The sequence below is a fragment of the uncultured Campylobacter sp. genome (genome assembly GCF_937996225.1).
Classification (GTDB): domain Bacteria; phylum Campylobacterota; class Campylobacteria; order Campylobacterales; family Campylobacteraceae; genus Campylobacter_B.
Map to the genome: position 1 here is coordinate 1 of NZ_CALKTC010000047.1, position 24,762 is coordinate 24,762.

General features: G+C 49.6%; 22 protein-coding genes. 15 read left to right on the plus strand and 7 right to left on the minus strand.

All coding sequences use genetic code 11. The features are described from left to right. Positions 1-401 (minus strand): dCTP deaminase (gene dcd, locus Q0174_RS05585; protein WP_298042199.1); only part of this gene is annotated, 401 nt, incomplete at its 3' end. A 174-nt stretch (positions 402-575) separates the two neighbouring features. Here dcd and Q0174_RS05590 point away from each other — a divergent pair. The 3 genes from Q0174_RS05590 to Q0174_RS05600 all read left to right on the plus strand — a co-directional run bounded on the left by Q0174_RS05590 (position 576) and on the right by Q0174_RS05600 (position 3,779). Beyond that, a complete protein-coding gene (locus Q0174_RS05590; RefSeq protein ID WP_298042300.1) occupies positions 576-1,574 on the plus strand; it encodes a type II asparaginase in 999 nt (332 codons plus the stop codon). Between the two features lie 412 nt (positions 1,575-1,986). Next, positions 1,987-2,445 (plus strand): acetyl-CoA carboxylase biotin carboxyl carrier protein, encoded by a 459-nt coding sequence (gene accB, locus Q0174_RS05595; RefSeq protein ID WP_291938704.1) that lies wholly within the window; start codon positions 1,987-1,989, stop codon positions 2,443-2,445. Then, a complete protein-coding gene (locus Q0174_RS05600; RefSeq protein ID WP_298042202.1) occupies positions 2,442-3,779 on the plus strand; it encodes an acetyl-CoA carboxylase biotin carboxylase subunit in 1,338 nt (445 codons plus the stop codon). The genes accB and Q0174_RS05600 overlap by 4 nt, the downstream gene beginning before the upstream one ends. A 596-nt stretch (positions 3,780-4,375) precedes the next feature. Here Q0174_RS05600 and Q0174_RS05605 read toward each other — a convergent pair. Continuing rightward, a complete protein-coding gene (locus tag Q0174_RS05605) occupies positions 4,376-5,377 on the minus strand; it encodes a hypothetical protein (RefSeq protein WP_298042204.1) in 1,002 nt (333 codons plus the stop codon). 236 nt (positions 5,378-5,613) lie between these two features. Between Q0174_RS05605 and Q0174_RS05610 the strand changes: the two genes are divergently transcribed. The 7 genes from Q0174_RS05610 (at position 5,614) to Q0174_RS05640 (ending at position 12,616) form a co-directional block, all read left to right on the plus strand. Next, positions 5,614-6,852, plus strand: coding sequence for a Zn-dependent hydrolase (locus Q0174_RS05610; RefSeq protein ID WP_298042207.1), 1,239 nt, complete (start codon positions 5,614-5,616; stop codon positions 6,850-6,852). Positions 6,853-6,864: 12 nt separating this feature from the next. Then, on the plus strand, positions 6,865-8,181 hold the full coding sequence (locus Q0174_RS05615; protein ID WP_298042210.1) for an amidohydrolase: 1,317 nt from the start codon (positions 6,865-6,867) through the stop codon (positions 8,179-8,181). Positions 8,182-8,191: 10 nt separating this feature from the next. Then, positions 8,192-8,890: a dipeptidase PepE gene (gene pepE / locus Q0174_RS05620; protein WP_298042213.1), complete on the plus strand. Its 699-nt coding sequence runs from the start codon at positions 8,192-8,194 to the stop codon at positions 8,888-8,890. 11 nt (positions 8,891-8,901) lie between these two features. After that, positions 8,902-10,245 (plus strand): C4-dicarboxylate transporter DcuC, encoded by a 1,344-nt coding sequence (dcuC, locus tag Q0174_RS05625; protein ID WP_298042216.1) that lies wholly within the window; start codon positions 8,902-8,904, stop codon positions 10,243-10,245. 12 nt (positions 10,246-10,257) lie between these two features. Beyond that, positions 10,258-11,490 carry a peptidase T gene (pepT, locus tag Q0174_RS05630; protein ID WP_298042219.1) on the plus strand — a complete coding sequence of 411 codons (1,233 nt, stop codon included), beginning with the start codon at positions 10,258-10,260 and terminating at the stop codon, positions 11,488-11,490. A gap of 96 nt (positions 11,491-11,586) precedes the next feature. Further along, positions 11,587-11,769 carry a hypothetical protein gene (locus Q0174_RS05635; RefSeq protein ID WP_298042220.1) on the plus strand — a complete coding sequence of 61 codons (183 nt, stop codon included), beginning with the start codon at positions 11,587-11,589 and terminating at the stop codon, positions 11,767-11,769. A 262-nt stretch (positions 11,770-12,031) separates the two neighbouring features. Next, positions 12,032-12,616, plus strand: coding sequence for an NAD(P)H-binding protein (locus Q0174_RS05640; RefSeq protein ID WP_298042223.1), 585 nt, complete (start codon positions 12,032-12,034; stop codon positions 12,614-12,616). Positions 12,617-12,639: 23 nt separating this feature from the next. On the opposite strand, the gene Q0174_RS05645 is transcribed toward Q0174_RS05640, so the two are convergent. Continuing rightward, positions 12,640-12,849: a 4-oxalocrotonate tautomerase family protein gene (locus Q0174_RS05645; RefSeq protein ID WP_297882796.1), complete on the minus strand. Its 210-nt coding sequence runs from the start codon at positions 12,847-12,849 to the stop codon at positions 12,640-12,642. Positions 12,850-13,037: 188 nt separating this feature from the next. On the opposite strand from Q0174_RS05645, the gene Q0174_RS05650 reads away from it, so the two are divergent. The 3 genes from Q0174_RS05650 (at position 13,038) to Q0174_RS05660 (ending at position 16,696) form a co-directional block, all read left to right on the plus strand. Continuing rightward, positions 13,038-14,810 carry an aryl-sulfate sulfotransferase gene (locus tag Q0174_RS05650; RefSeq protein ID WP_298042226.1) on the plus strand — a complete coding sequence of 591 codons (1,773 nt, stop codon included), beginning with the start codon at positions 13,038-13,040 and terminating at the stop codon, positions 14,808-14,810. 127 nt (positions 14,811-14,937) lie between these two features. Continuing rightward, entirely contained in the window at positions 14,938-15,792 is an 855-nt protein-coding gene (locus tag Q0174_RS05655; RefSeq protein ID WP_298042228.1) for an aldo/keto reductase, read from the plus strand. Between the two features lie 253 nt (positions 15,793-16,045). Then, the gene (locus Q0174_RS05660) at positions 16,046-16,696 is read left to right on the plus strand and encodes a thiol:disulfide interchange protein DsbA/DsbL (protein WP_298042231.1); all 651 of its coding nucleotides are present in this window, start codon (positions 16,046-16,048) and stop codon (positions 16,694-16,696) included. Between the two features lie 345 nt (positions 16,697-17,041). On the opposite strand, the gene Q0174_RS05665 is transcribed toward Q0174_RS05660, so the two are convergent. From Q0174_RS05665 to Q0174_RS05680, 4 genes are read right to left on the minus strand one after another with little or no spacing between them, the layout of a single operon-like run. Next, complete coding sequence (locus tag Q0174_RS05665) at positions 17,042-17,722, minus strand: response regulator (RefSeq protein ID WP_298042234.1); 681 nt, start codon at positions 17,720-17,722, stop codon at positions 17,042-17,044. A 1-nt stretch (position 17,723) separates the two neighbouring features. Further along, positions 17,724-19,373 (minus strand): sensor histidine kinase, encoded by a 1,650-nt coding sequence (locus tag Q0174_RS05670; protein WP_298042236.1) that lies wholly within the window; start codon positions 19,371-19,373, stop codon positions 17,724-17,726. 39 nt (positions 19,374-19,412) lie between these two features. Then, on the minus strand, positions 19,413-20,036 hold the full coding sequence (gene dsbI / locus Q0174_RS05675) for a protein-disulfide oxidoreductase DsbI (protein WP_298042239.1): 624 nt from the start codon (positions 20,034-20,036) through the stop codon (positions 19,413-19,415). Between the two features lie 9 nt (positions 20,037-20,045). Beyond that, entirely contained in the window at positions 20,046-20,702 is a 657-nt protein-coding gene (locus tag Q0174_RS05680) for a thiol:disulfide interchange protein DsbA/DsbL (protein ID WP_298042241.1), read from the minus strand. 234 nt (positions 20,703-20,936) lie between these two features. Between Q0174_RS05680 and Q0174_RS05685 the strand changes: the two genes are divergently transcribed. After that, positions 20,937-22,784 (plus strand): aryl-sulfate sulfotransferase, encoded by a 1,848-nt coding sequence (locus tag Q0174_RS05685; protein ID WP_298042243.1) that lies wholly within the window; start codon positions 20,937-20,939, stop codon positions 22,782-22,784. 238 nt (positions 22,785-23,022) lie between these two features. Continuing rightward, positions 23,023-24,651 (plus strand): malolactic enzyme, encoded by a 1,629-nt coding sequence (locus tag Q0174_RS05690; RefSeq protein ID WP_298042245.1) that lies wholly within the window; start codon positions 23,023-23,025, stop codon positions 24,649-24,651. Positions 24,652-24,762: the final 111 nt, after the last annotated feature.

Here is a 24,762-nt window from a genome sequence, read left to right on the forward strand (position 1 = left end):
ATTTCAATCGTGATGTGCCCCTCAAAACCGGGCTCAAAGGGCGTTACGTTTACGATGATGCCGCAGCGCGCGTAGGTGCTTTTACCGAGGCAGATCGCAAGCACGTCGCGCGGCATTTTGAAGTATTCGATAGTGCGCGCTAGCGCGAAGGAATTCGGCGGCACGATGCAGACATCGCCTTCAAAATCCACGACGTTTTTTGCGTCGAAATTTTTAGGATCGACGACAGTTCCGCCGACGTTTGTAAAAATTTTAAACTCTCTTGCGACCCTGATGTCGTATCCGTAGCTAGAAAGTCCGTAGCTAACGACGCCGCGACCGATATTTTCCTCGCAAAAGGGCGCTATCATATCGTGCTGCTGCGACATCTGTCTGATCCATTTATCGCTTTTCAGTCCCATAAAATTTCCTTAAAATAATCAAAATTTTTCGCGCATTATAGCAGCAAAATAAAATATAATAAAAATTTTATGCTAGAATTTTGCTTAAATTATAAAAATTTTATCACTTTTTAAGGAGCAACTATGGGACTACTCAAGAAATTTGCGTTTATTACGTTTTTTATCGTGTCATCTTTGGCTGCTGCGAAGCCAAATATTTATATTTTAGCTACCGGCGGCACTATCGCGGGAAGCAGCGCAAGCGCTACGGAGGGTAACTATACCGCAGGTTCTAAGGGCGTAGAAGATATCTTAGCAGCAGTACCGCAGCTAGGGGATTTAGCTACGATTAAAAGTGAGCAAATTTCAAATATTGGCTCGCAGGATATGAACGATGAAATTTGGCTCAAGCTCGCAAACCGCGTAAGCGAACTGCTTACTAAAAACGACGTAGACGGCGTCGTCATCGTGCATGGAACCGATACGATGGAGGAGACGGCGTATTTTTTAAGCCTGGTCATAAAATCTAAAAAACCGATCGTTTTGGTGGGCGCGATGCGAAACGCAGATTCGATGAGTGCTGATGGACCGCTTAATCTATACAACGCCGTTGCCGTCGCGGCAGATAAAAACGCTCGCGAAAAGGGCGCTCTTGTAGTGATGAACGACGACATCCACGCCGCGCGCGAGGTTACGAAAACAAATACTACTAATGTTGCGGCTTTTGCCTCGCCGAATTCCGGCAAAATCGGCACCGTGAATTACGGAGTCGTAAATTTCTATATGGCACCGCTTCGCAAACACACTATAAGCAGCGATTTTAATATCAAAGATATCAAGGCGCTTCCGCGAGTCGATATTATCTATGCGCATCCGCAGGACGTGAGCGATTTCGTAGAGACTGCCGTGCAAAAGGGCGCTAAGGGTATCGTAGTCGCTGGCATGGGAAATGGAAATTTATACCCCGATACGGAGGCTGCGCTTGCAAAAGCTAGCGAAGCGGGCGTGATCGTCGTGCGCTCAAGCCGCACGGGCAGCGGCTCGACTAGCGTAGGCTCAGAGGTGGACGACGCTAAGCTCGGCTTTTTAACCGCCGATAATCTAAATCCGCAAAAGGCTCGCGTGCTGCTGATGCTGGCTCTTAGCAAAACGAGCGATAAAGCGAAAATTCAGAGCTTTTTTGCGACACATTAACGCACAGGACTTCGCTCGGATAGGATTTCGGCGCGGGGTTATAAAACAAAATTTCAGCGCGAAATTTTAAAGAAAAGCAAGGCGCAGGATTTTGATACGAGCCCGAAGGTGGAATTTTAAAGCAAAGCGCGGATTTAACGTTTTAAGCGTAGAATTTTAGTCGTAAGATTAAGTATAAATTTTAAAGAATTCAAAATAATTTCGTGCTCTTACGGCAAAATTTCGTGTTTCGCTTGCGAAGTTCGAGCTTAAAATGGGCGAGGCAAATCTCGCTCCGTAAATCCTTAAAATCAGTCCGCAAATTCTGTCGTAAATTTCGCTTTGCACTTCTTAAAAGTCCCGCAAAAATCCATTTAAAGAAACAATTATAAAAATTTAGCTAAAATTTCGCAAATTTTTTCAGGAGAAATTTATGACAAAAGCAGAAATCAAAGAGTTAATGGATTTTTTCGGCGAAAAGCAGGGCATTAACGAGCTAAAAATTAAAGATAAAGATTTTGAAATCGAGATAAAAAAATATGGCCCATGCGGTGGGAGCACGCCTCAGCTCGCCGCACCGGCACCTGCCCCGCAGCTTGCTGCGCCTGCGGTAAATGTGCTCGTGGGTGATAAGCCCGCCTCAAAAGGTGCGATGGATACGATCGACAGCCCGATGGTAGGTACTTTTTATAAAGCGCCAAGTCCCGGTGCGGCAGAGTTCGTAAGCGTAGGTCAGGTCGTGCATAAGGGCGATACGATCGGCATCATCGAAGCGATGAAGATTATGAACGAGATCGAAGCGGAATTCGACTGCCGCATCAAAAAAGCCCTCGTCGAGGATGGACAGCCCGTCGAATACGCTATGGCGCTGTTTGAGGTCGAGAAGCTATGAGGGAGCTTAAGAAAATTCTAATCGCAAATCGCGGCGAGATAGCGCTTAGAGCGCTTCGCACGATCCAAGAGATGGGCAAGCAAGCCATCGTCGTGCACTCCACCGCCGATCAGGATGCGCTTTACGTCAAATACGCCGACGCATCGGTCTGCATAGGCGGACCGCGCAGCAGCGATAGCTATCTAAATATCCCCGCGATCATCACGGCCTGCGAGCTAACGGAAGCCGACGCGATCTTTCCGGGATACGGCTTTTTGAGCGAAAGTCAAAATTTCGTCGAAATTTGCGCTAAGCACGGCATTAAATTTATCGGTCCGAGCGTCGAGGCAATGACTTTAATGAGCGATAAGAGCAAGGCTAAGCAAGTAATGATGCGCGCGGGCATCCCCGTAGTGCCTGGCAGCGACGGCGCGATCGCAAGCGTCGAAGAGGCGCGCAAGCTAGCCGCCGAAATCGGCTATCCGGTCATCATCAAAGCCGCAGCCGGCGGCGGCGGGCGCGGAATGCGCGTGGTCGAGCGCGAAGAGGATATCGAAAAGCTCTTTTGGTCGGCAGAGAGCGAAGCGATGAGCGCGTTTGGGGACGGCACGATGTATATGGAAAAATATATCACAAACCCCCGCCACATCGAGGTTCAGGTCTTAGGCGACGAGCATGGACATGTCGTGCATATCGGCGAGCGCGACTGCTCGATGCAGCGCCGCCACCAAAAGCTAATCGAAGAGAGCCCAGCCGTAATCTTGGATGAGCAGACGCGAAAAAGCCTGCATGAAACGGCGGTTCGCGCCGCTAAGGCGATCGGATACGCAAGCGCGGGAACGTTTGAGTTTTTATACGATAGCAAGGACAAGAAATTCTATTTCATCGAGATGAATACTCGCTTGCAGGTCGAACACACCGTAAGCGAGATGCGAAGCGGGCTCGATCTGATCGAGTGGATGATCCGTATCGCGCAGGGCGAGAAGCTGCTGCCTCAAAGCGAGATAAAATTTAGCGGACACGCGCTTGAGTGCCGTATCACCGCCGAGGACTCCAAAAGTTTTATGCCAAACCCGGGCAAAATCACAAAATACGTCGCTCCGGGCGGCAGAAACGTGCGCATGGATAGCCACGTCTATGAGGGCTACTCGGTGCCGCCTTACTACGACAGCATGATCGGCAAGCTCATCGTTTACGACAAGGACCGCGCGCGCGCGATCGCAAAGATGAAAGTCGCGCTAGACGAGCTCATCATCGGTGGCATAAAATCGACGCGCGATTTTCATCTTAGGATGATGAACAACCCCGATTTCGTGGATAATAACTACGACACAAATTACCTAGCCAAGCACTGAATTTAAAATTCCAAGGGATGAAATTCTCTTGGAGTTTTAAAATTTATTTGAAATTCTGCATTTGAAATTCCGTCTGAAATTTTACATTTAAAAAGCTACTTGAAATTTTGTTTTAAAATTCCGTCGCGCCACGCTTTAAATTTGCCGCTAAATCTAAGTGAAGATGCGCGAGATACATCGTCGCACGTGTTTTATGGCTATATAAATGCTGGGCTCGGTTGAAATTTTACGTTCTGCGGCGGTTGAAATTTAGACGTATGTTTCGCTGCCGCAAACACTCGTTTTCGTCTGCGCAATTTAGCGTTGATTGCGCCGCTATAGTATTTTACTTTCATCCATACCGACCGAGTAAGATTTAATGCCACGCGCGCTCTATTATCCATTTCGATGATCGGCTATCGCTGCGTGCGAGAGCGGTATAAAATTTACCGAACGATCTGCCCGCGCCTGTTCGGCGCAAATTTTATCGCGCTTGCCGTTGCGAGTATGAAAAAAGCAGTATCGAGCTGTAAATTTTAAACTATCTCGCCGCACGCGCTTGAGAATAGTGCCCTGCTTCGCGGGCAAAGCGCGCTAGGCCTTTAAACCGTCAAATTTCAACTCCCAAATTCCTCGTAAAATTTATTTAGATAATCGGCGTAGTAGAAGTTTTGATTTCTAGCGTCAAATCTGCCCGCCAGCTCTAAAGCCGTCTTGTAGTCGTTCTCATCGCCAAATGCGCTAACGGCGATGAAAAATCGCAGGTCGTTTAGATCGTCGTTGCTATCTAGTATAGTGTGCGAATGCTTACGCGCCAAGCTTAGCGCTGTTTCGCGCTCATCCAGCCTAACGGCGATCTCGATTAGCGGCGCGATCTGATTTATGACGCGAGGATTTGACTCGATCGTCGCCGCAGCCTTGGGTAGCAGGGTTTTCGCCTCCCAGGTCCTACCTAGCGCTATCATGCTAAAAAGTATCGGCGCGTAGGTTATGTGCGGCACCTCGGAGCAGCTTAGCTCGCCTGATAGTATCGGCGCGGCAAGCTCTAGCGCGGCCTCATGCTCGCTGACAAAGCACAGATACGCGATCTCATCGCTTGCTTCGCATGCCTCGCAGTCGGCCATATCGTCTTTGGCGAGCTTTTTCCACAGCTCGTAGTTTGCCTTCGCCTCTCTAGTATCGCCCATGTCGATGTTTTGATTCATCAAGGCCTTGTAGTAGGCAGCCAGCGAGAGCTCCATGCGCTCGTAGTAAAACAGCATCGCTTCGTTTGCCTCGTCTATGAGCTCCTTTTCTATCATGGAGCTTTTGGCGACGCCCGAGACGATCCATTTAAATTTCCATAGGCAGCTCTCAAAGTCGTCGAAATTCGGGTATTCGCTTTCTTTTAAATTTTGCGCGATGTAGTCCGTGAGCCATAAGAGCGCTCTGGTTCTTAAAAACGCGCCGAATTTTTCAAATTCGTCGTTTAAAACAAAGTCGCAAATTTGCGCGGCAAATTCGAAATTTCCCGCTTCTACGGCGTCTCTTATCGCGTCAAATAGACACTCCTCCTTATCTATCACGCTTTTAAGCTCATTTAGCTTTTCATAAAGCCCCTCTAGCGAGCCCTGTTCCATCCTTGCTCCTCATTAAATTTTGCGGTAATTATATCCGTTTAGTCTGAAGTTAAGTAGGCTCGTCGAGATTTTAAAGCCTAAAAGGCAAAATGAAATTTAAACGCTATTTTAAAACAGCTCTGCTCGCGTGCCGTTTTAGCGCCATATTTGCCGCCGCGATAGGCAAATTTCAGCTTCGTTATATAAATTTGATATTAAAATGCCGTATTCATAAATTTTTTAAAAAAGGGGAATTTATGGAGATAAACATACAGCGCTTTAAAAGCGAGTTCGAGCAGATAAGCCGCTTTGGGGCTTTGGCGGGCGGCGGGCTTACGCGGCTTGCGTTTTCGCGCGAGGATAAAGAGGCGCGCGACTTCCTCATATCGCTACTTCAAAAAGAAAATTTCAAGATCAAAATCGACGATGCGGGCAATATTTTCGCTAAATTTGAAGGCGTTAAAAATCACGATCTACCGTCCGTCAGCGCGGGCTCGCATATCGATAGCGTGCCGCAGGGCGGCTTTTACGACGGTACGCTAGGCGTCATGGCCGCTTTGGAGGCGATCCGCACGGTGCGAGATAGCGGAGAGAGGCTTGCGCGCCCGCTGGAGCTCATCGTCTTTGTTTGCGAGGAATCAAGCCGCTTTAAAATGGCGACCGTAGGCAGCAAGATAATCAGCGGCAAGCTCTCGCGGCAGCGGCTAGGCGAGCTAAAGGATAAAGACGGAATTTCGCTATTTGGCGCCATGCAAGATTTTGGGTTAAATCCCGCAAATTTAAAAAGCTGCGTCCTACCCAAATCCAGCTTTCATAGCTACATCGAGCTTCATATCGAGCAGGGACCGGTATTGCAGCGACGCGGCATCCCAGTAGGCGTCGTCACGGGTATCGCCGCGCCCGTGCGATACGAGCTGCGGATCGAGGGCAGGGCCGATCACAGCGGCGCTACGCCGATGGATATGCGCTGCGACGCCCTGGCTTGCGCTAGCGAGATCGTTTTAAGCGCGGAGAGGATCGCCAAGGAGGGCAAAACCACGGTCGCGACGACGGGCTATGCAAATGCGCTACCCGGCGTACTAAATGTGATCCCGGGCTCCTGCACGCTAGGTCTTGATATACGCGATATCGATGAGGAAGCGCTTAGGGCGGCGGACGATAAAATTTGCGCTGCGATAGATGAAATTTGCGCTCGCCGAGGGTGCAGATTTGAACTAAAAAATCTCATCAAAGATCGCCCCGTAAAGCTAAGCGAGGAGATGATAGATCTGCTTGAAAGCTGTGCCGGCGAGCTTAAAATTCCAAACCTAAGGCTTCCTAGCGGTGCGGGACACGACGCGATGAATATGACGGAGCTTGCGGATCGCGTTGGGATGCTTTTCGTACCGTGCAAGGACGGTATCAGCCACAACGTAAATGAAAGCATAAACTGGCACGACGCGTTTGCCGCTACGAAGGTTCTAGCCGCGGCGATGTTAAGCTTAGCCAAAAAATAAAGGAGAAAAAAAATGGATGCTATCGCACAAAAAGTAGAGGCGCTCAAGGGCGAGATGATCGGGGATCGCAGGTTTTTTCACTCGCATCCCGAGACGGGCTGGTTTACCTTTTTTACGACCGCCGTTATCGCAGATCGTATGCAGCGCTTGGGCTATGAGATAAAGCTCGGTCGCGAAGTGGTGAAAGCTGAAGCCAGGCAGGGCGTAGGTAGTAAGGACGCCTGCGAGAAGGCGAAGCAGCGCGCCGAGGGGCTGCTAAACGCGGATCAGATAAAATTTCTTGATGCGATGGAGGATGGGCTAACGGGTCTCGTGGCCGAAATAGACACGGGGCGTGCGGGCAAGACGGTCGCTTTTAGATTTGACATAGACGGCGTGGATGTGACCGAGAGCACGGACGCGGATCACCGCCCTTTTAAGGAGGGCTTTCGCTCCGACATTAGCGGCATCACGCACGCGTGCGGGCACGACGGGCATATCACGATGGGGCTTGCTTTAGCAAAGCTGATCGCGCAGAGCCTAGACGATTTTAGCGGTAAATTTAGATTTATCTTTCAAACCGCCGAGGAGGGCACCAGAGGCGCCGTAGGCATGGAAGCTGCGGGCGTTACCAAGGGCGTGGATTATCTGCTTGGCGGTCATATCGGCTTTCAGGCAAACACGATGAGAGGCATCGTCTGCGGCACCAAAAAGCTACTTGCGACCACTAAATTTGACGTAAATTTAAAGGGTAAGTCCGCTCACGCCGCGGGCGCGCCGCAAAACGGAGCCAACGCTCTGCTTGCCGCAGCCGAGATGGCGCTTGATATGCACGGCATCACTAGACACGCAGACGGCGTCACGCGTATCAACGTTGGCGTGCTGCGCGCGGGCGAAGGGCGTAACGTCATCGCGCCTAACGGCTACCTTGCGTGCGAGACGCGCGGCGAGAGCACGGAGCTGAATGAGTTTATGAAGGCCAAATGCATGGACATAGTGGAGGGCGTTTCTAAAATTTACGGCGTCAGCTACGATGTGCAGGTTACGGGCGGCACCGCGGGTGGCGATAGCGACGAGGCCACCACGCAGCTTTACGAGGATGCGGCGAAGGCGTCGCCGTTTATCGACGATGATAAAATCGTAAGGGAGTTAAGCTTTGGTGCATGCGAGGACTTCGCGCATTTTATGCGCTCGGTGCAGGATGCGCGCGGCAAAAGCGGATACTTGATGATCGGCACGACGCTTGCGGCGGGACATCACAACGCCAAATTCGACTTCGACGAAGACTCGCTGCTTGCTGGAGTGGACGTGTATCTGCGCTGCGCGTATAAGCTAAACGGCAAAGTTTAAAGGAGACGAGATGAAAAGAGCACTACTTCTAAGCGCTTCTAGTTACAAAGACAGCGGCTATCTGAACCACTGCAAAGGGTGGATAAAGGAATTTTTAGGAGGTCTTTGGGAGGATGAAATTTTATTCATTCCGTTTGCGGGCGTTAGGCGCACAAACGAGCAATATGAGCAGAAGGTCTCAGACTGCTTGGAGAGTAACAAGATCAGATCGATCCATCGATTCGCCGATATGAAAGCCGCCGTTAGAAATGCCAAATCGATCTGCATCGGCGGTGGTAATACCTTCGTGCTGCTAAATGAGCTTTATAAATTTGATCTTTTGGGTGCGATCAAAGACGCCGTGGACGGCGGTACGCCGTATTTCGGCTGGTCTGCGGGCGCAAACGTCGCGGGCAAGACGATGATGACTACCAATGATATGCCGATCGTCTTCCCGCCCTCGCCGGTAGCTCTGGGGATCTTTCCGTATCAGATCAATCCGCACTTTATAAGCGGTAAAATTTCAAACCACAACGGCGAGAGTAGGGAGGAGCGGCTGGAGGAGTTTTTGATCGTCAATCAAAACGACAGCGTCTATGCTATGCCCGAGGGCAGCGCGTTTTTGATAAACGGAAACGAGTGCGAAGCGATGGGGCATGCGGACGTGCTGAAATTCGAGTACAAAAAAGAGATCTCGCGCATTGCCGCGGGAAGTAAATTTAAAATTTAAAAGGAGTTATCGTGCAGACGTTTAGGCTATTTTTGGCGCTTGCGGGTATCGTCGCAGTCGTCGCTTTGCTAATCATGAAAAAGGATACCAAAACCGTGCTTATCGGCGTGGGTCTGGTGCTGTGCGCGCTTTGTCTAAAGCCTCTGGACGGGCTGGGCGCCTTTACCTCGTATATGACTAAAGCAGGGCTCATTAAGGCGATATGCGCCAGCATGGGTTTTGCCTTCGTGATGAAATTTACCGGCTGCGACCGCGCTCTTGTAAACTTACTAACCAGACCTCTTGGTAATATCGGATTTTTATTGATCCCTATCGTCGTGGCGCTTACATATTTTATCAATATCGCTATCCCCTCCGCTGCGGGCTGCTCGGCTGCGGTCGGCGCTACGCTGATCCCCGTGATGATGGCTGCGGGCGTTAAACCGGAGATGGCGGGAGCTGCGGTATTTGCGGGCACTTTCGGCGGCGTCTTAAGCCCTGGCTCGGCGCACAATGTATTCGTAACCGATATGGTAAAGGCGCACAACCCCTCCTATACGGTTCAAGATGTCATAGCTGTGCAGTTTTCTAGCGCGATTACCGCTTTGATCGTAGTTTTGATCGTAATTAGCATAACGGCGATAGTTTGCAAAGACTACACCAAGGGGGTAAATTATCTAGCGCAAAGAGAGGGCAGCGCAAATTCCGTTGCGGCAAGTTCCGGCGATAGTTCAAATTTAGACGCGCAGCCCCAGAAGCTAAACGTCTTACACGCGCTTATGCCGCTAGTGCCGCTGGTGATCTTGGTAATCGGCGGCACGAGCCTAAATCAGGTCTCTTTTTTAAAATGGACGAAGATGGGCGTTGCCGAAGCGATGCTGCTGGGTGCTATTCTTACCATCGCCGTTACTCTAACCGATCCTCAAAAAATTACGAAGGAATTTTTCAAAGGAATGGGTAGTGCGTATGCCGAGATCATAGGTATCATCATCGCAGCGGGCGTCTTCGTCGCGGGTCTTAGCGCGTGCGGGGCGATCGATTTCGTAATCGAGTGGCTGAAGGGCGAGCAGGGCTACGTAAAATTCGGCGGAACCTTCGTTCCGTTTTTTATGGGCGTCGTAACGGGCTCGGGAGATGCGGCGGCGATGGCGTTTAACACCGCCGTGACCGTGCACGCCGATGCGTTAGGCTTTGAACAAGATAGGCTCGGTATGGCGGTTGCGATAAGCGGCGCGCTAGGCAGGAGCGCATCGCCGATCGCGGGCGCTTGCATCGTTTGCGCGGGACTTGCGATGGTAAGTCCTATTCAGATCGCTAAAAGAACGGCTTTAGGGATGTTTCTATCCGTTTGCGTCATCGCATTTTTCATTTTGTAAAAAGGCTTATTTGTGGATATCGTGCAGAGATTTTTAAACTACACCAAGATCAACACTACCACGAATAGAGTCGCGGGTGCAGCGGGCATAATGCCCTCAAATCCCAAGGAGCTTGAGCTCGCAGGCCTCATAAAAGGCGAGCTAGAAGCCCTGGGCATAAAAAATATCAGTCTTAGCGAGAAGTCGATTTTAATCGCTAAAATTCCCTCAAATTTAGACGCGTCCGTTCCGAGAGTAGCGTTTTTTGCCCATCTTGATACTAGTGCCGAGCAGACGAATGATACCAAAGCTCAGATCGTAAGATACGAAGGCGGCGATATTTGCTTAAACAAAGAGCTAGAGATCTATCTTAAAGAGAGCGAAAATGAGGAGCTGCAGGATTACAAAGGAGATGAGATCATCGTAACGGACGGCACTAGCTTGCTAGGCGCGGACGATAAGGCGGCGATCGCTGCGATCGTGAATGCGCTGGAATTTTTCGTCCAAAATCCGCAGATCAAGCACGGCGAGATAATCGCTTGCTTCGTGCCGGACGAGGAGCAGGGCTTGCGGGGCGCAAAGGCGCTGGATGTAAGCGAGATAGGCGCAGATTTTGGCTACTGCCTTGATTGCTGCGGCATCGGCGAGTTTATCTACGAGAACTGGAACGCGGGCGATTGCGTCGTTACCTTCAAAGGCCAGTCCGCCCATCCGATGAACGCCAAGGGCAAACTCGTAAATTCCTTGCTTTTGGCGCATAAGTTTATCTCGCTGCTGCCTGTGGGCGAGGCGCCCGAATACACCGAGGGCAAGGAGGGCTATTTTTGGGTCAAGGAGCTTAGCGGCAACAGCGCAAAGACCGTCCTAAAGATCGACGTGAGGGAATTTGACGAGAAAAGATATGAGCAGCGCATGGAATTTTTGCAAAAAACTGCGGACGGGCTTCGCGCAATCTGGGGCGATCGGATCGAAATTTCGCTAAACGACCGCTATAAAAACGTCTATAACTTTTTGAAAAACGACGACGCGCCAGCAATTCGCTTTGCGAAGCAGGCTTTTAAAAGCCTAAATATCGAGCCCAAGATCAAGCCTATGCGGGGCGGCTACGACGGCGCCGTCATCTCCGCAAAGGGGCTGCCGTGCCCGAACCTCTTTACCGGCGGGCATAATTTCCACTCGATCTACGAATACCTGCCCGTAAGCTCTTTAAAAGCGGCGAGCGAAGTGGTTAAGCGGATCATAACGCTGGCGGCGGCGCAAGCTTAGCTAGGGCGCTTTCTACTCCGCGCGCAGATTTGATTTTAATTTAGCTCGTTCATTCCGCCGCGAAATTTTACCCTACAGGACATAATTTTTGGTTCCGTGGCGACGGATGATACGGGCTACGACTACGATGTTGCTTTTAAGCGCTATCATTCAAGCGAGAAGATGGCGGAATTTCTGCTTGCGCTTTATAATAGCGACGCGTGCGTGGGCGCGGTGGATCGAAACAGCTTCGAGTTTAGCCTGCAAGCTGCGCGATTTGACTACGCGGGAGAACGCTAATTTTTACGCTTTTAGCGCGTCGCGATGAAACGGCAGCTTCTAGACTGCGTATAGTCTTATAAAATTTAAGCTGATTTGATGTACATTTCGCGCCGAACGTGGCTTTGAAATTTAACACGTGAGCTATGGATTTGACTTGCGATGCGAGCTCAAGCGCGCAATTTTCGGGCTCGACTTGCAAACTAGACGAAATTTTTGGCACGGTAAAAGTAAAATTTAACCACACAACGCGATAAAATTTAAAGAAATTCAAGGAGCGAAAATGGGAAAATCCGCCTTGGTATTGGGCGCTACGGGCGTCGTGGGCAGGGAGCTGGTACGCGAGCTTTGCGAGAGCTCGGGTTACGATGAGGTAGAGGTATGGGTGCGCCGCGAGATAGGCTTTTGCCACCCTAAGTTTCACGTGCGGATCATTGATTTTGAGGGTATCTCGGATATCGCACCGCATAAATTTGACGAAATTTTTTGCGCGCTTGGCATGACGATGAAGCAGGCGGGTTCGCGCGAGGCGTTTTTGCGCGTGGATGTGGACTACGTCTATGCAGCGGCGAAGTGGGGCAAAGCAGCGGGCGTACGGCGCTTCGTGCTCGTATCAGCTCCGGGTGCGAGCGAAGGTTCGCTAAGCTTTTATCTGCGCGCTAAAGGGCGTATCGGGCGGCGCATGAGTGAGCTTGGCTTTGACAGCCTTCAGATCGTCCGACCGCCGATAATCTTGGGCGAGAGGTCGGATACTCGCCCGTTAGAACGGTTCGCGGCGGTGGTTTTTAAACTGCTGCCCGCCTGTGCGTTCGGTAAATTTAGACCGCTTAGCGGCGCACATATTGCCCGCTGCGAGCGTGATTTTTAGCTCAAAATCCTATAAAAATTCGCTCATTTTTTCTCTTTATTTTGTTTGATCTCCTCAAGACTTAGACCGCTTTTACCGATGCTGTCCATACTGAGCGTTTCGATCATTACAAGTATTGCGGCTGGATCTTTGCCTAATACGCGCGCTAGCGTGTCCGTAATCTCGGCGATGATTTGCTTTTTTTGCTCTTTTGTAGGCTCTGGAGCGGCTACTTTTATATTTACGAATGGCATTTTCTTTCCTTAAATTTGATAAAGCAGGGCTAATTATATCAAATTTTAGACTGTTACCCGTCTCGTTTGCGTTCTAAAATTTAAGTAGATATATTAGAATTTAACTTTAAATTTGATTTAAAGCTAGTATGATTATTATGTGATTCGGTAGTAGTAAAATTTGATAAATTTACCCAAAAGGAGCGAATATGCGTAAGAATTTTTTCGGTTCTATCGTTTTGGCTGCGGCCTTGGTGGGCGGCGCGTTTATAGCGGTGCCGCAGACTGCGAGTGCGGGCGTTTTGGCGCATCAGGTAAAAACCCAGGGCGAGCTTGGCTCGGTGTTTATCAACCCTTACGATGTGGCGCCTCTAACCGCTATCATCGATAGAGCGGGCAAGGACATCAAGGATATCCACGTGCGGGTTCTAGGCAAACCGAACGGCGGCATCGACATCGCCTATAACGTATCCGAGCATGCGTTGCTGACGCATGACGGCGTGCCGATCTGGGGGCTGTATCCCGACTATCTAAACGAGGTCGAAGTAAGCTACGTTTTTAACGGCGAAAAGAAGGTTGAAAAGTATAAAATTTACGCTCAGCCGATTGTCACGTATAGCCGCGATTATAGATTTAGCCACATGCAAAAGATGAAGGTTAAAAAGGTCGATCCTGCGTTTAAAAACAGGCTCTATCTCATCAACAACACGATCACGAGCGTCTATAAGCCGCTTGATTGGAAAAACGGGGGTGCTGCTAGCTGGAATGATTTCACCGAAAATTTCGTCGTCGATACGCAGGGCGAGGTCAGATGGTATCTGGACTATCAGAAATTTTACGACCGCAGCGAGCGCAGAGTGATGGACGGCGGCATGATGATGGGCTTTCATCAGCTGCCAAACGGCGATCTGAGCTGGGGTATGGCGCAGCGATATATGCGCTACGATATGATGGGCAAGGAGGTGTATAATCGCGAGCTACCGCGCGGCTACATCGACCTTAGTCACGAAGTAATGCCGCTAAAAGGCGATCACTTACTGCTTCGCGTCGGTAAATACAACTACCACCACGCAGACGGCAGGATCTCGCACACAATCAGAGATCACATCATCGAAGTGGACGGCAGCGGTAAGGTCGTGGACGAGTGGGATCTGAATGAAATTTTCGGCAAAAACGTTTACCGCAGCAACCTCATCAAGGCTCTTGACGCTCGCGCCGTATGCCTAAATATCGATATGGACGCCAAAGAGATCAAAATAAGCGACGATCTGCCTTTCGGCGACGTGACATCGACCGGCACGGGACGCAACTGGGCGCACGTAAACTCGATCTCATACGATCCTAGCGACGACGGCATCATCCTCTCGCTTCGCCACCAAGGCATCGTTAAGATCGGCCGCGACAAAAAGGTAAAATGGATCCTAGCGTCTCCTGAAGGCTGGAGCGTGGACTTTAAGGAAAAAGTGCTAGTGCCTGTGGATAAAAACGGCAACAAGATCAAATGCGAAAACTCAAAATGCGAGGGCGGCTTCGACTGGTCGTGGACGCAGCACACCGCGTGGCTCACTCCGCGCTACGATAACAAGGGCTCTGTAAAACACATCAGCGTATTTGACAACGGCGACGGTCGCGGCATGGAGCAGCCTGCGCTAAAAGAGCAAAAATACTCTCGCGCGGTCGAGTACAAGATCGACGAGAAAAAGGGCACCGTCGAGCAGACGTGGGAGTTTGGCAAGGAGCGCGGATTTGACTTCTATAGCGCGGTTACGAGCAACGTGGAGTGGCAAAAGGATAAAAGCACGTACTTCATCTCAAGCTCGAATGTCTATCTGCTAAAGCCCGATAAAACGATCAAAATGGTACTTGTGGAGATCGATCCAAAAACTAACGACATTAAATTTGAAATGGACGTGGAGTCTGCATCGAGAGACGACGTAGCTTACCGCGCACTGGTGATCGATCCGAATATTTTTGATTATTAAAATTTCGCGGTGGGTTGGAATTTGGCTTTTAAATTCCACCTGTCGCTTTGGTGCGGATAGAATTTTACGACTTAAGCGCGAAATTTTAAATTTTATATAAGATGAATTTTTTAGCAAAGGAGCTAAAATGGAATTTGTAAGCTTAAACGACGGCAACAAGATGCCGATTTTAGGATTTGGCGTATTTCAGGTAGATCCGAAAGAGACGCAAAGATGCGTTGAGGATGCGATCTCGGTCGGCTACCGCAGCATTGATACGGCAAAGGCGTATTTTAATGAAGAAAGCGTTGGTGCAGCAATTAAGACGGCTCTTGCAGGTGGGTTAAAGCGCGAGGAGCTATTTATCACTACTAAGCTTTGGATTAACGATGCGGGCGAAAAACAAGCGCTAAAGGCCTTTGATGCGTCTATGAAAAAGCTAGGGCTTGACTACCTCGACCTTTATCTCATTCATCAGCCATATGGCGATATTTACGGCTCGTGGCGAGCGATGAAACGTTTGCGCGATGAGGGCCTTGTTCGCTCTATCGGCGTTAGCAACTTCTACGCTGATCGGATCGTCGATCTGTGCGAAAACAGCGGCGTCATCCCTGCGGTAAATCAGCTTGAGTGCCATCCGTTTTATCAGCGTGAAGCATTAAAGCGCGTGATTGATGGCTACGGCATAACATTTGAGTCGTGGGCTAGCTTCGCCGAGGGTAAAAACGATATATTTAAAAACGCCGTGCTAAGCGGTATCGGTGAAAAATATGGCAAAAGCTCAGCTCAGGTTATTTTGCGCTGGTTAATTCAGCGCGGCATCATCGTCATTCCAAAGAGTGTAAAAATAGAGCGAATGAAGCAAAATTTCGATATTTTTGATTTTGCGCTTGCGCCTGATGATATGGCTGCTATCGCTGCGCTGGATACTGATAAGACGCTATTTTTTGATCATAGAGACGCCGAGCGCGTAAAATGGATAATACATGCTTTTGATAAGTAAAATTTATTGAATTAAAGCGGATTGTTTGCTTTAAAATTAAGCTGCGAGCGTGCAATCCTTGCTATTAAATTTAAACCTGACGGGATCAGAGATAGAGCTTGTAGCGATAAATTAGCCCGCTTGCTCAAACGGTGTTGATGGTGTAGTCTGCTTTTATATATTTTCTGTGGGAGCCGCCTTGCCTTTGTCTGCTTTAATCTCAAATTTACCCTTTATTTTATACAATCTTTGAAATTTACCGCAAAGGAATTTTATGAAAATCGCTAAATTTTTTAAAGCTTTAGCCGCCGTTTGCCTGCTCGGCATCGGTGCAAACGCGCTAGAGGTGGGCGTTAATTATCAAGTGCTGCAAAAGCCGCTAAATGTGCCTAAAAATAGCGTCGTTAAAATTTTTAACTACGAGTGCCCGCACTGCTATGCGTTTGATAGGACGGTCACGCCGCAGCTGATGAAAAAGCTTGAGGGGACGGAGTTTTTGCCGTGGCACCTAAAGACCAAGGGCGTGTTCGGACAGACCGCAAGCGGCGTATTCGCAGCCCTCATCGTGCTTGATGAAAAGGACGATGTGAGTCCGCTAAGCGATGAGTCAAAATTTAAAAAGGCGAAATTTGCGATTTACAAAGCGATCCACGACAAAAAGGACGATTTTGGCGGCGGTAGTGATAAACAAAGGTTCATCAAAACCGCGCTAGATGCCGCGGGCGTGAGCATGAGCGAATACGAAGCGGCGCTTGCCAGCAAAAAGGCCCAGGCTCTGCTCGCGCAGTGGGACGCGGGCTACGAAGTCGCAGTGATTTCAGGCGTGCCGGCATTTGTCGTGAGCGGCAAGTATCTCTTAAACACCTCCTCGTTCGGCTCCGTCGATGAAATGGCCGCCGCGGTAAAGGAGCTGCTGGCGAAATAGGTCTTGTCACATTAAATTTAGCCGCGCCAAAGCAAACTTTGTTTTATGCACCGCGTTAAATTTAGCCGCGGGGCTTCTAGTAAATTTTATCGCTAAGCCCTGCGGCACGATAGCGACTAAATTTTATGTTTTAAAGGCGCGGGTTTCGGCGAGTAAAATTTGAGCTAAAATTTAAAAATTTGACTTTAAATTTAAATGTAAAATTTTAAGGCGAAGTATTTTTGTCATAGACGAGGCGGATGAGCAAGGGCAAAGAAGCGTATAATATAATACGCGACTGCAGCCTGCAGCGAAATCCAACGAAGTATAGGGCAAAAAGACAAGCCGCAAATTTCAAAATTTACCCTACTCGCCGCTTAGTAGGATATACCCACTCTCGCTAATGTTTTTAAATTTAACCCCCAGCTCCCGCTTCAGCCTCAGCACGACGTTTTGTATCGCGCCCTTACTCGTTTGCTCGCCCTCGTAGACGAACTCCTCGATCATCTCGTAGCTCACGAGCTTGTTTAGATTATACGCAAAGAGCCAAAAGAGCTTGTTTTGCAAAAAAGATAGATAAATTTCCTCGCCGTTTTTGTAGATTTTTTCTTTAGCGAGATTTATGCTCGTTTGCGGGCCCAGACGCACGAGCTTTTCGCCCTTTTCGTAGGTTAGAGCCACGAGCAGGCGGCAAAGCGCGGCGATATCGACCGGCTTTTTTAGAAACGACGCCGCGCCGTGCTCGATGCTTTTGATGAGGTTGTCGTCGGTGTCGTAGGAGGTAAAGACGATAAATTTTTGCGCGGGTTTGATGCGCATCATCTCCTTCATCATCTCAAAGCCGTTCATTGCGGGCATGTGGATGTCGGTGATGACGACCGTAGGGGCTAGCTTTTTAAAGCGCTCCAGCCCCTCTAGTCCGTCGCCCGCGCCCCAGACGCTAAGGCAGTAGGGCTTTAGCCCGCCTATTAGCAGCTCCCTTGCGATCTCGTCGTCCTCGACGATGAGGATGCTCAGGTCTTTAAGTAGCTTTAAAGTCTCTTGCATCTCACTCCTTTAAATTTATCTCAAAGCCGAGCTCAAACGTCGTCGGATCGCCCGCACTCAGCAGTTTGACGTCGCCTGCGAGCTTTTCGTTTGCGAGCTTTTTGCCAAAATACAGCCCGATACCGCTTCCTTGTTTTTTGGTGGTTTTTGGCTGGGTTAAAATTTTATCCCGAAGCTCCTTGCTCACGCCGCTGCCGTAGTCCGTGACGGATATTTTGCACATGTCGTTTTCAAATTTGACGTCCAAAAAAACTTGCCGCTTGGCGATCTCGTCTTTGTATCGCTCCACGACCGCGTCTTTGGCGTTGTGAATGAGGATGAGTAAAATTTGCTGCACGATGCCCATTCGCTGCGTGACCTCTTCGTCTTGAAACTCGCGCAAGCTTACCGCGACGTTTGCCTTGCTAAGTTCGGTGTGCATGAGCTTTAGCAGGTCTTTTATGCAGCGCTGCACGCTAAATTTTTGCGGGTTGTCGCTCGTTTTATAAAAATTTCTAAAAATCTCGATCGTATCGCTTAAAAGCACGGTCGCAGCCTGGCCTTTTTGCAGCATACTCTCTAGCGTCGCGGCGTCTAGCTTGCCGTCTTTTTGTAGCATGAGCAGGCTTGATATCATCAAATTTAGCGAATTAACCGGCTGGATAAACTGATGATTTATGCCGCTGATTAGCTCGCCCGCCTCGCTCATACGGGCTTTGTGCTTGAGTAGGGCCTCGTAGTCGTCTTGCAGGTTTTTGATTTTTGAATACATAAAGTTATGGAGGAAATTTGCCACGAGCGCCAACGCTGCGAACGCAAAAAGCAGGATAAGGGCGTTTTTTAGCACGGAGTTAAGCAGCGCGGCGAGCTCTTTTTCGTTGTCCGTACCTGCGCCGATGAACCAGTTTAGCGTGGGGATCTCGGCGACGGAGATGAAATTTGATCCGATATTTAGGCTCGTGATGTCCTCGTCACGCAGGAAAATCTCTTTAAATTTATCCTCGATCTGCTTTTTTAGCGCCGCATCCTTCATCGGCGTTAAAATTTCGCCGCCGTGGGTTACGATAAAGGCGTAGGAATCTGGCGCGAGCTTAAATTTTTCCATATTTTTTAGTATGTTTTGCAGCTTCACGACGCCGCAAAACACTCCCGCAAATGAGCCGCCGTCCATGACGGGTACGCATAAATTTAGCGTCGGCTCGCCCAAAATTTTATGGCGCTGCATAAAATTTACCGTGGGTGCGAGCGTGCTTTTAGTCTCCTCAAACCACACAAGCCCCGTGCGCAGGCCCTTTGGCATCGCTTCATCGTCGCCCAGCTCCTTGCCGTCTACGAAAATTTCTCCATCCTCGCGCAAAAACTGTAAGGCGTCAAATTCTGCGGAGTTTTCTTTAAAAAGCCGTATGAAGTCGCCGAGCTTTTCGTCGTCTCGTATTGCGCCTGCGTTTTGCATAAATTTAGCCGCGCGCACCAGCGAGTGCAGCCGCTCGTCCAGCCAAAACGAGAAATTCCCGACGATATTTTCGCTCGCGGCGATCTTGTTTTTATCCGCGAGCGCCGTGATCTGCGCCTTGGCGTCCTCATAGTTTTTCACGCCCAAAAGCACCACGAAAAGGCTTGCGAAAATGATGATGAAGTAGATTTTAAAATTATGTTCGCGTAAGGCTTTCATGCGCCCAGTATAGCAAAATCGGTCTAAATTTAGACCGATTTAAGCTTTCTTGATAGTTAAAATTTTGCAAACGAACATCGCGGCAAGCACGACGAAGCATACGCCAAAGCCGATTAGCGTGCAGTCCGCCATCGACATAAATTTGCTTGATGGGATCAGGTACCAGCCGTCCTCGTAAAGATCGACGAGATACTTCTGAAAGCCGCTTAGCGTGACGCCGTCGGGCACCAGCGGATTATCGTAGCCGCAATCTCCCGTCGGCAAAAACCAATCCGGCGCCCACCGCTCAAGCGGCAGGCCGAACGGATAATGCGGCTCGGTCGAGCAGCCCTGCACGCCGAATGGATCGTCTCCGTGCACGGCGTCGTGGATCTTGGCGAGCTTTACGCTATACATTATGCCCTGGATCGCGCCCCAAAAGGCTAGCAGGTAGCCGACCGCCGCGAGGAGCAAATTTTTAGGATTTATGATCGCTACCAGGCCTCCTAGCGCCATGCACAAAAAGGCAAAGCGGATATAGACGCACTGCTCGCAAGGCGGCATATAGACGTAGTTTTGAAACAGCGAGTGCGCGAGGATAACAAGCCCTATGCTCACTACTATGAGGATCGCCCACGGCATGCGGCTATCTGCGAATTTCGCTATTTTTTCCGCAAATTTCATGCCCGCGCCCTATTTTTTAAGCAGCTCTTCAATTAGCTGCGCCATGCCGTCGATAGAGCTGATGGACTTCGTCATGATGAGGTATTTGCCGTTTACGACGAACGCCGGCACGCCCTGGATCTTGGCTATGTCGTAGCTCTCGTCCCATTTTTTAAGCAGTTCGGCGACCTTTGGGTCCTCTAGCTTTTTTTGATAGTCCGCTTCGCTAATGCCCGCCGCATCAAGCCCCGTCTTTAAAAACGCAGCCTCGTCCTTGCCGTCGCTCCAGCGCTGCTTTTGATCGTGATAGGCTTTGTAGTAGGCAAATTTAGCTTTTTTAAACAGCGAGTTTTCATCTAGCAGGCTCACGCCCTTTTCCTCGTCCATCACGGCTAAGACGGCAAAAATTTTACTCGCTGCCTCGCCGTATTCGCCCTTGGTTTTTAGATGAAACGGCACGTATTTTAGCCCCGCGACCTTTTCTACGACCTTTGGCGTGACGGTTTTGTCGTATTTGTAGCAAAACGGGCATACATAGCTAAAGACCTTAACTAGCGTGTTTTGCTCGACTGGTAGCGGCTTTTGCAGCTTTACATAGTCCTCGCCCTCGGTAAACGCGGCAGCGCTTATGGCGCCGAACATCGCTACGGCTAAAAAGCCTTTGCTAAATTTAGAAAGTAGGTTCATGGAGTGCTCCTTAAAATGATTTTGTTTGCGTTAATTTTATATCCTCTCGCCGCCGCAGAACTCACGCTAAGATAAATTTTAGATTAAATTTATAAAATTTCGACTAAATTTTGGCACAAAAGCCAAAATTTAAAATTATTTTTTACAATTAAGCAAGTTTTAATAAACGCGTGATTTCTACGTTAGCGAGGTTGATTAAAATTACGATATCAAACCAATTCAAAGGAGAATAAGATGAAGCGAACTCTTTCTTCATTTGCACTAGCTGCGGCGTTACTCGGCGGTCTAAGCACGGCTGCGCTGGCTATCGGCGGACCTAGCGGCGCGCACATAGACTACGCCGTCCCGGGCAAGATCGGCGAAGTAGTCGTAAACCCATACGACATCGCGCCTCTAACGGCGGTCATCAAAAACGGCGGCTACACGCTAGCAAATGCAAAAGTCACTATCGTGCCGAAGCCGGACGGTCAGACGATCAGCTATAAGGTCGCCGACAAGCACCTTCGCACGCACGGCGGAATCCCCGTTTTTGGGCTCTATCCCGACTATCAAAACACCGTCGAGGTCGAGTACGATAAAATTTACAAGGGCCAAACTGAGCACGTAAAAGAAAGCTATAAAATTTACGCTCCGGCGATTTATCTAGAAAGCTCCGGCATGCCGTCTCAAAAGGGCGCGCTGTTTGATAAAATCGAGGTCGTGAAGGCTCCGAGCGCTAAATTTGCTAACCGCCTCTACTACGTAAATAACTTCGTAAATAAAACCGGCAAAGGCACCAAAGTCGTGTGGAATAACCCCGCAGGCGGCGCGATCGAGTGGAACTACAGCCCGAACAACTTCATACTAGACACCAAAGGCGAAGTGCGCTGGTATCTGGAGCCGAGTAAAATTTACGACCTCAAGCAGCCGTTTAGCGCGGGCGTCATGATGGGCTTTAAACAAAACGACGACGGCGCGATGACGTGGGGCTACGGGCAGCGATACGCCAAATACGACATAATGGGTCGCGAAATTTTTAACCGCGAGCTGCCTGCGGGATACAACGACTTCTCGCACTCGATGGACGTAGCGCAAAACGGACATTACTTCCTTCGCGCAGCAAACGCAAACTATAAACGCGCCGACGGTAAAAACGTCCGCACCGTGCGCGACGTCATCGTCGAGGTCGATAGGGACGGCAACGTCGTGGATGATTTTAGGCTGTATGAAATTTTAGATCCGTATCGCGACATCGTGCTAAAAACGCTCGATCAGGGTGCTGTTTGCCTAAATATCGATGCTAGCAAGGCGGGCCACACCGCGAGCACGGACGAGTTAGCCGCGATGGATACGAACGAAAAATGGGGCGACATCGTGGGCTCGGGCCCTGGACGCAACTGGGCGCACGTAAATAGCGTGGATTATGATCCAAGCGATGATAGCATCATCATCTCCAGCCGCCACCAAGACGCCGTCATCAAGATTGGCCGCGACAAAAAGATCAAGTGGATAATGGGCGCGCACAAGGGCTGGAAGGACGAATTCAAGGGCTACTTGCTCCAGCCGGTAGATAAAGACGGCAAAAAAATCGTCTGCGAGGACGAGTACTCAAAATGCCCGGGATACGAGAGCGAGAAGGGCGGATTTGACTGGCAGTGGACGCAGCATACGGCATTTCGCATCGACAGCAAGTCCAAAAAAGGCGTCGTGTATCTCACCGTCTTTGACAACGGCGACACCCGCGGTATGGAGCAGCCTGCGATGGCAGGCATGAAATACTCCCGCGCGGTCGTCTATAAAATTGATGAGAACGCCAAAACCGTCGAGCAGCTCTGGGAGTACGGCAAACAGCGCGGCAGCGAGTGGTACAGCTCGGTCACTTCGCTAGCGCAGTATCAAGACGACCTTGATAGCGTGATGGTTTACTCGGCGGTTGCCGGCATGCAGTTTGACATTGCCAAGGGTCGCCCGGTCGGCGTGCCTAGCCCTCACATCAACGAGTTTGAATGGGGCGCAAAAGAGCCGTCAATCGAGATAAAAATGACCAATGCGATGGGCTATCAAGCGTTTCCGTTTAGCCTAGAAAAGGCGTTTGAGAAGTAAAATTTAAATTGAGCGGCTCTGTTTCGGCAGAGCCGCTTTTAAATTTGCATTGCCTGTTGCTGCGTTTTCGCCATCTTTTCATCGCCTCTATTTGCGGTAAAATTTCGCTCGATTGATTAAATTTATCCATACGAAGCACCCTTGCGCGGTAAAATTTTGATTGATAGTAAATTTAGACTGAAGCAGTATAATTTATTCGAATCGAAAAGCAAGACTCAAATAAAACAAAGGAGCACATATGGAAAAGTACGGCTATGACCACATCAATGATGCGTTTTTGAACAAGGGAACGGCATTTTCTGCCGAAGAAAGGAAAAAGTATCATCTGGAAGGACTGCTTCCTCCGTGTATCGACGATATCGAAACGCAAGCCAACAGGATCTACCGCCAGATGGAACGAAAAACTTCCAAAATAGAAAAGAGAAGATTTCTTATGGATGTTTTCAATCACAACCGAACGCTTTTCTATCACGTATTCCATGAACATATTGTAGAGTTGATGCCGATTGTTTATGATCCGGTTATCGCAGAAAGTATCGAACAGTACAGTGAGCAGTTTGTCGATACGCAGGGTGCGGCATTTTTGTCGATCGACGCTCCTGAGCAAATTGAAGATGCGCTCCGTCATGCCGCCGGTGACAGACACATCAGACTTATCGTTGCGACCGACGCGGAAGAAATTCTCGGTATCGGCGACTGGGGAACGAACGGCGTTGATATCTCCGTAGGAAAACTGATGGTCTATACTGCCGCCGCCGGAATTGACCCGAAATCAGTACTGCCAGTCGTGCTGGATTGCGGAACGAATAGGGAAGCGCTGCTGAATGATCCGCTCTATCTCGGAAATCGCCACAAGAGAATATACGGCGATAGATATTACCGCTTCATCGATCAATTTGTAACGACGGCGGAAAAACTTTTCCCCGACTTATACCTTCACTTTGAAGACTTCGGCAGATCGAATGCCGCAAAGGTTTTACAAACATATCAGAAAACTTTGCCTGTATTCAACGACGACTGTCAAGGAACCGGAATTATTACACTTGCGGGAATTCTCGGCGCTATGAAAATCAACGGGCAAAAGCTTACGGAGCAGGTATATCTGTGCTTCGGCGCGGGAACGGCAGGAGCGGGAATCACGGATCGCATATTCAGAGAAATGGTCGCGCAAGGTCTTTCCGAAGACGAAGCCCGCAGCCGTTTTTATATGGTGGATAAGCAGGGGCTGCTGTTCGACGACATGGACGACCTGACGCCCGAACAAAAACCGTTTGCGCGAAAACGTAGCGAATTTGGTAATGTGAGAGAGCCCGTCTCTCTTACAAAAGCGGTTATGGCCATACGTCCGACGATCCTTGTGGGAACATCGACAGCGCCGAAAACCTTTACGGAAGAGATCGTTCGCGCTATGGCGTCATGGTGCGAGCACCCGATTATTTTTCCGCTCAGTAATCCTACGGAACTGGCTGAAGCTACGGCTTCGGACTTAATTCATTGGTCGGATGGCCGCGCAATGGTGGCAACGGGAATTCCTGCCGATCCGGTGGAATACAAGGGCGTCACGTACACAATCGGGCAGGCAAATAACGCGCTGATTTATCCGGGATTGGGATTAGGCAGTATCGCGGTAAATTCAAAGCTCGTGACGGATGAAATGATCTCGGCAGCTGCACATTCGCTTGGAGCCTTTCTTGAAACCGGAAAACCCGGAGAAGCGGTTTTACCGCCGGTAGCGCGGCTGACGGAATTTTCCGAAGCGGTTGCCGTCGCAGTCGCCTCTTGTGCCGTCCGTCAAAAATTAAACCGCGTTGCAACGGATAACGTGGAAAAAACGGTCAAAAACTGTATCTGGAAACCGGAGTACTAAAGCACGGAAAAGCCGATAATAGAAATGGCGGCTGGTAACAATACGCTCAGCAAGCGATTCTATCGGCAAGTATTCTACGCGCTCACAATCCTTAAGCGCCGCTTCGATGAA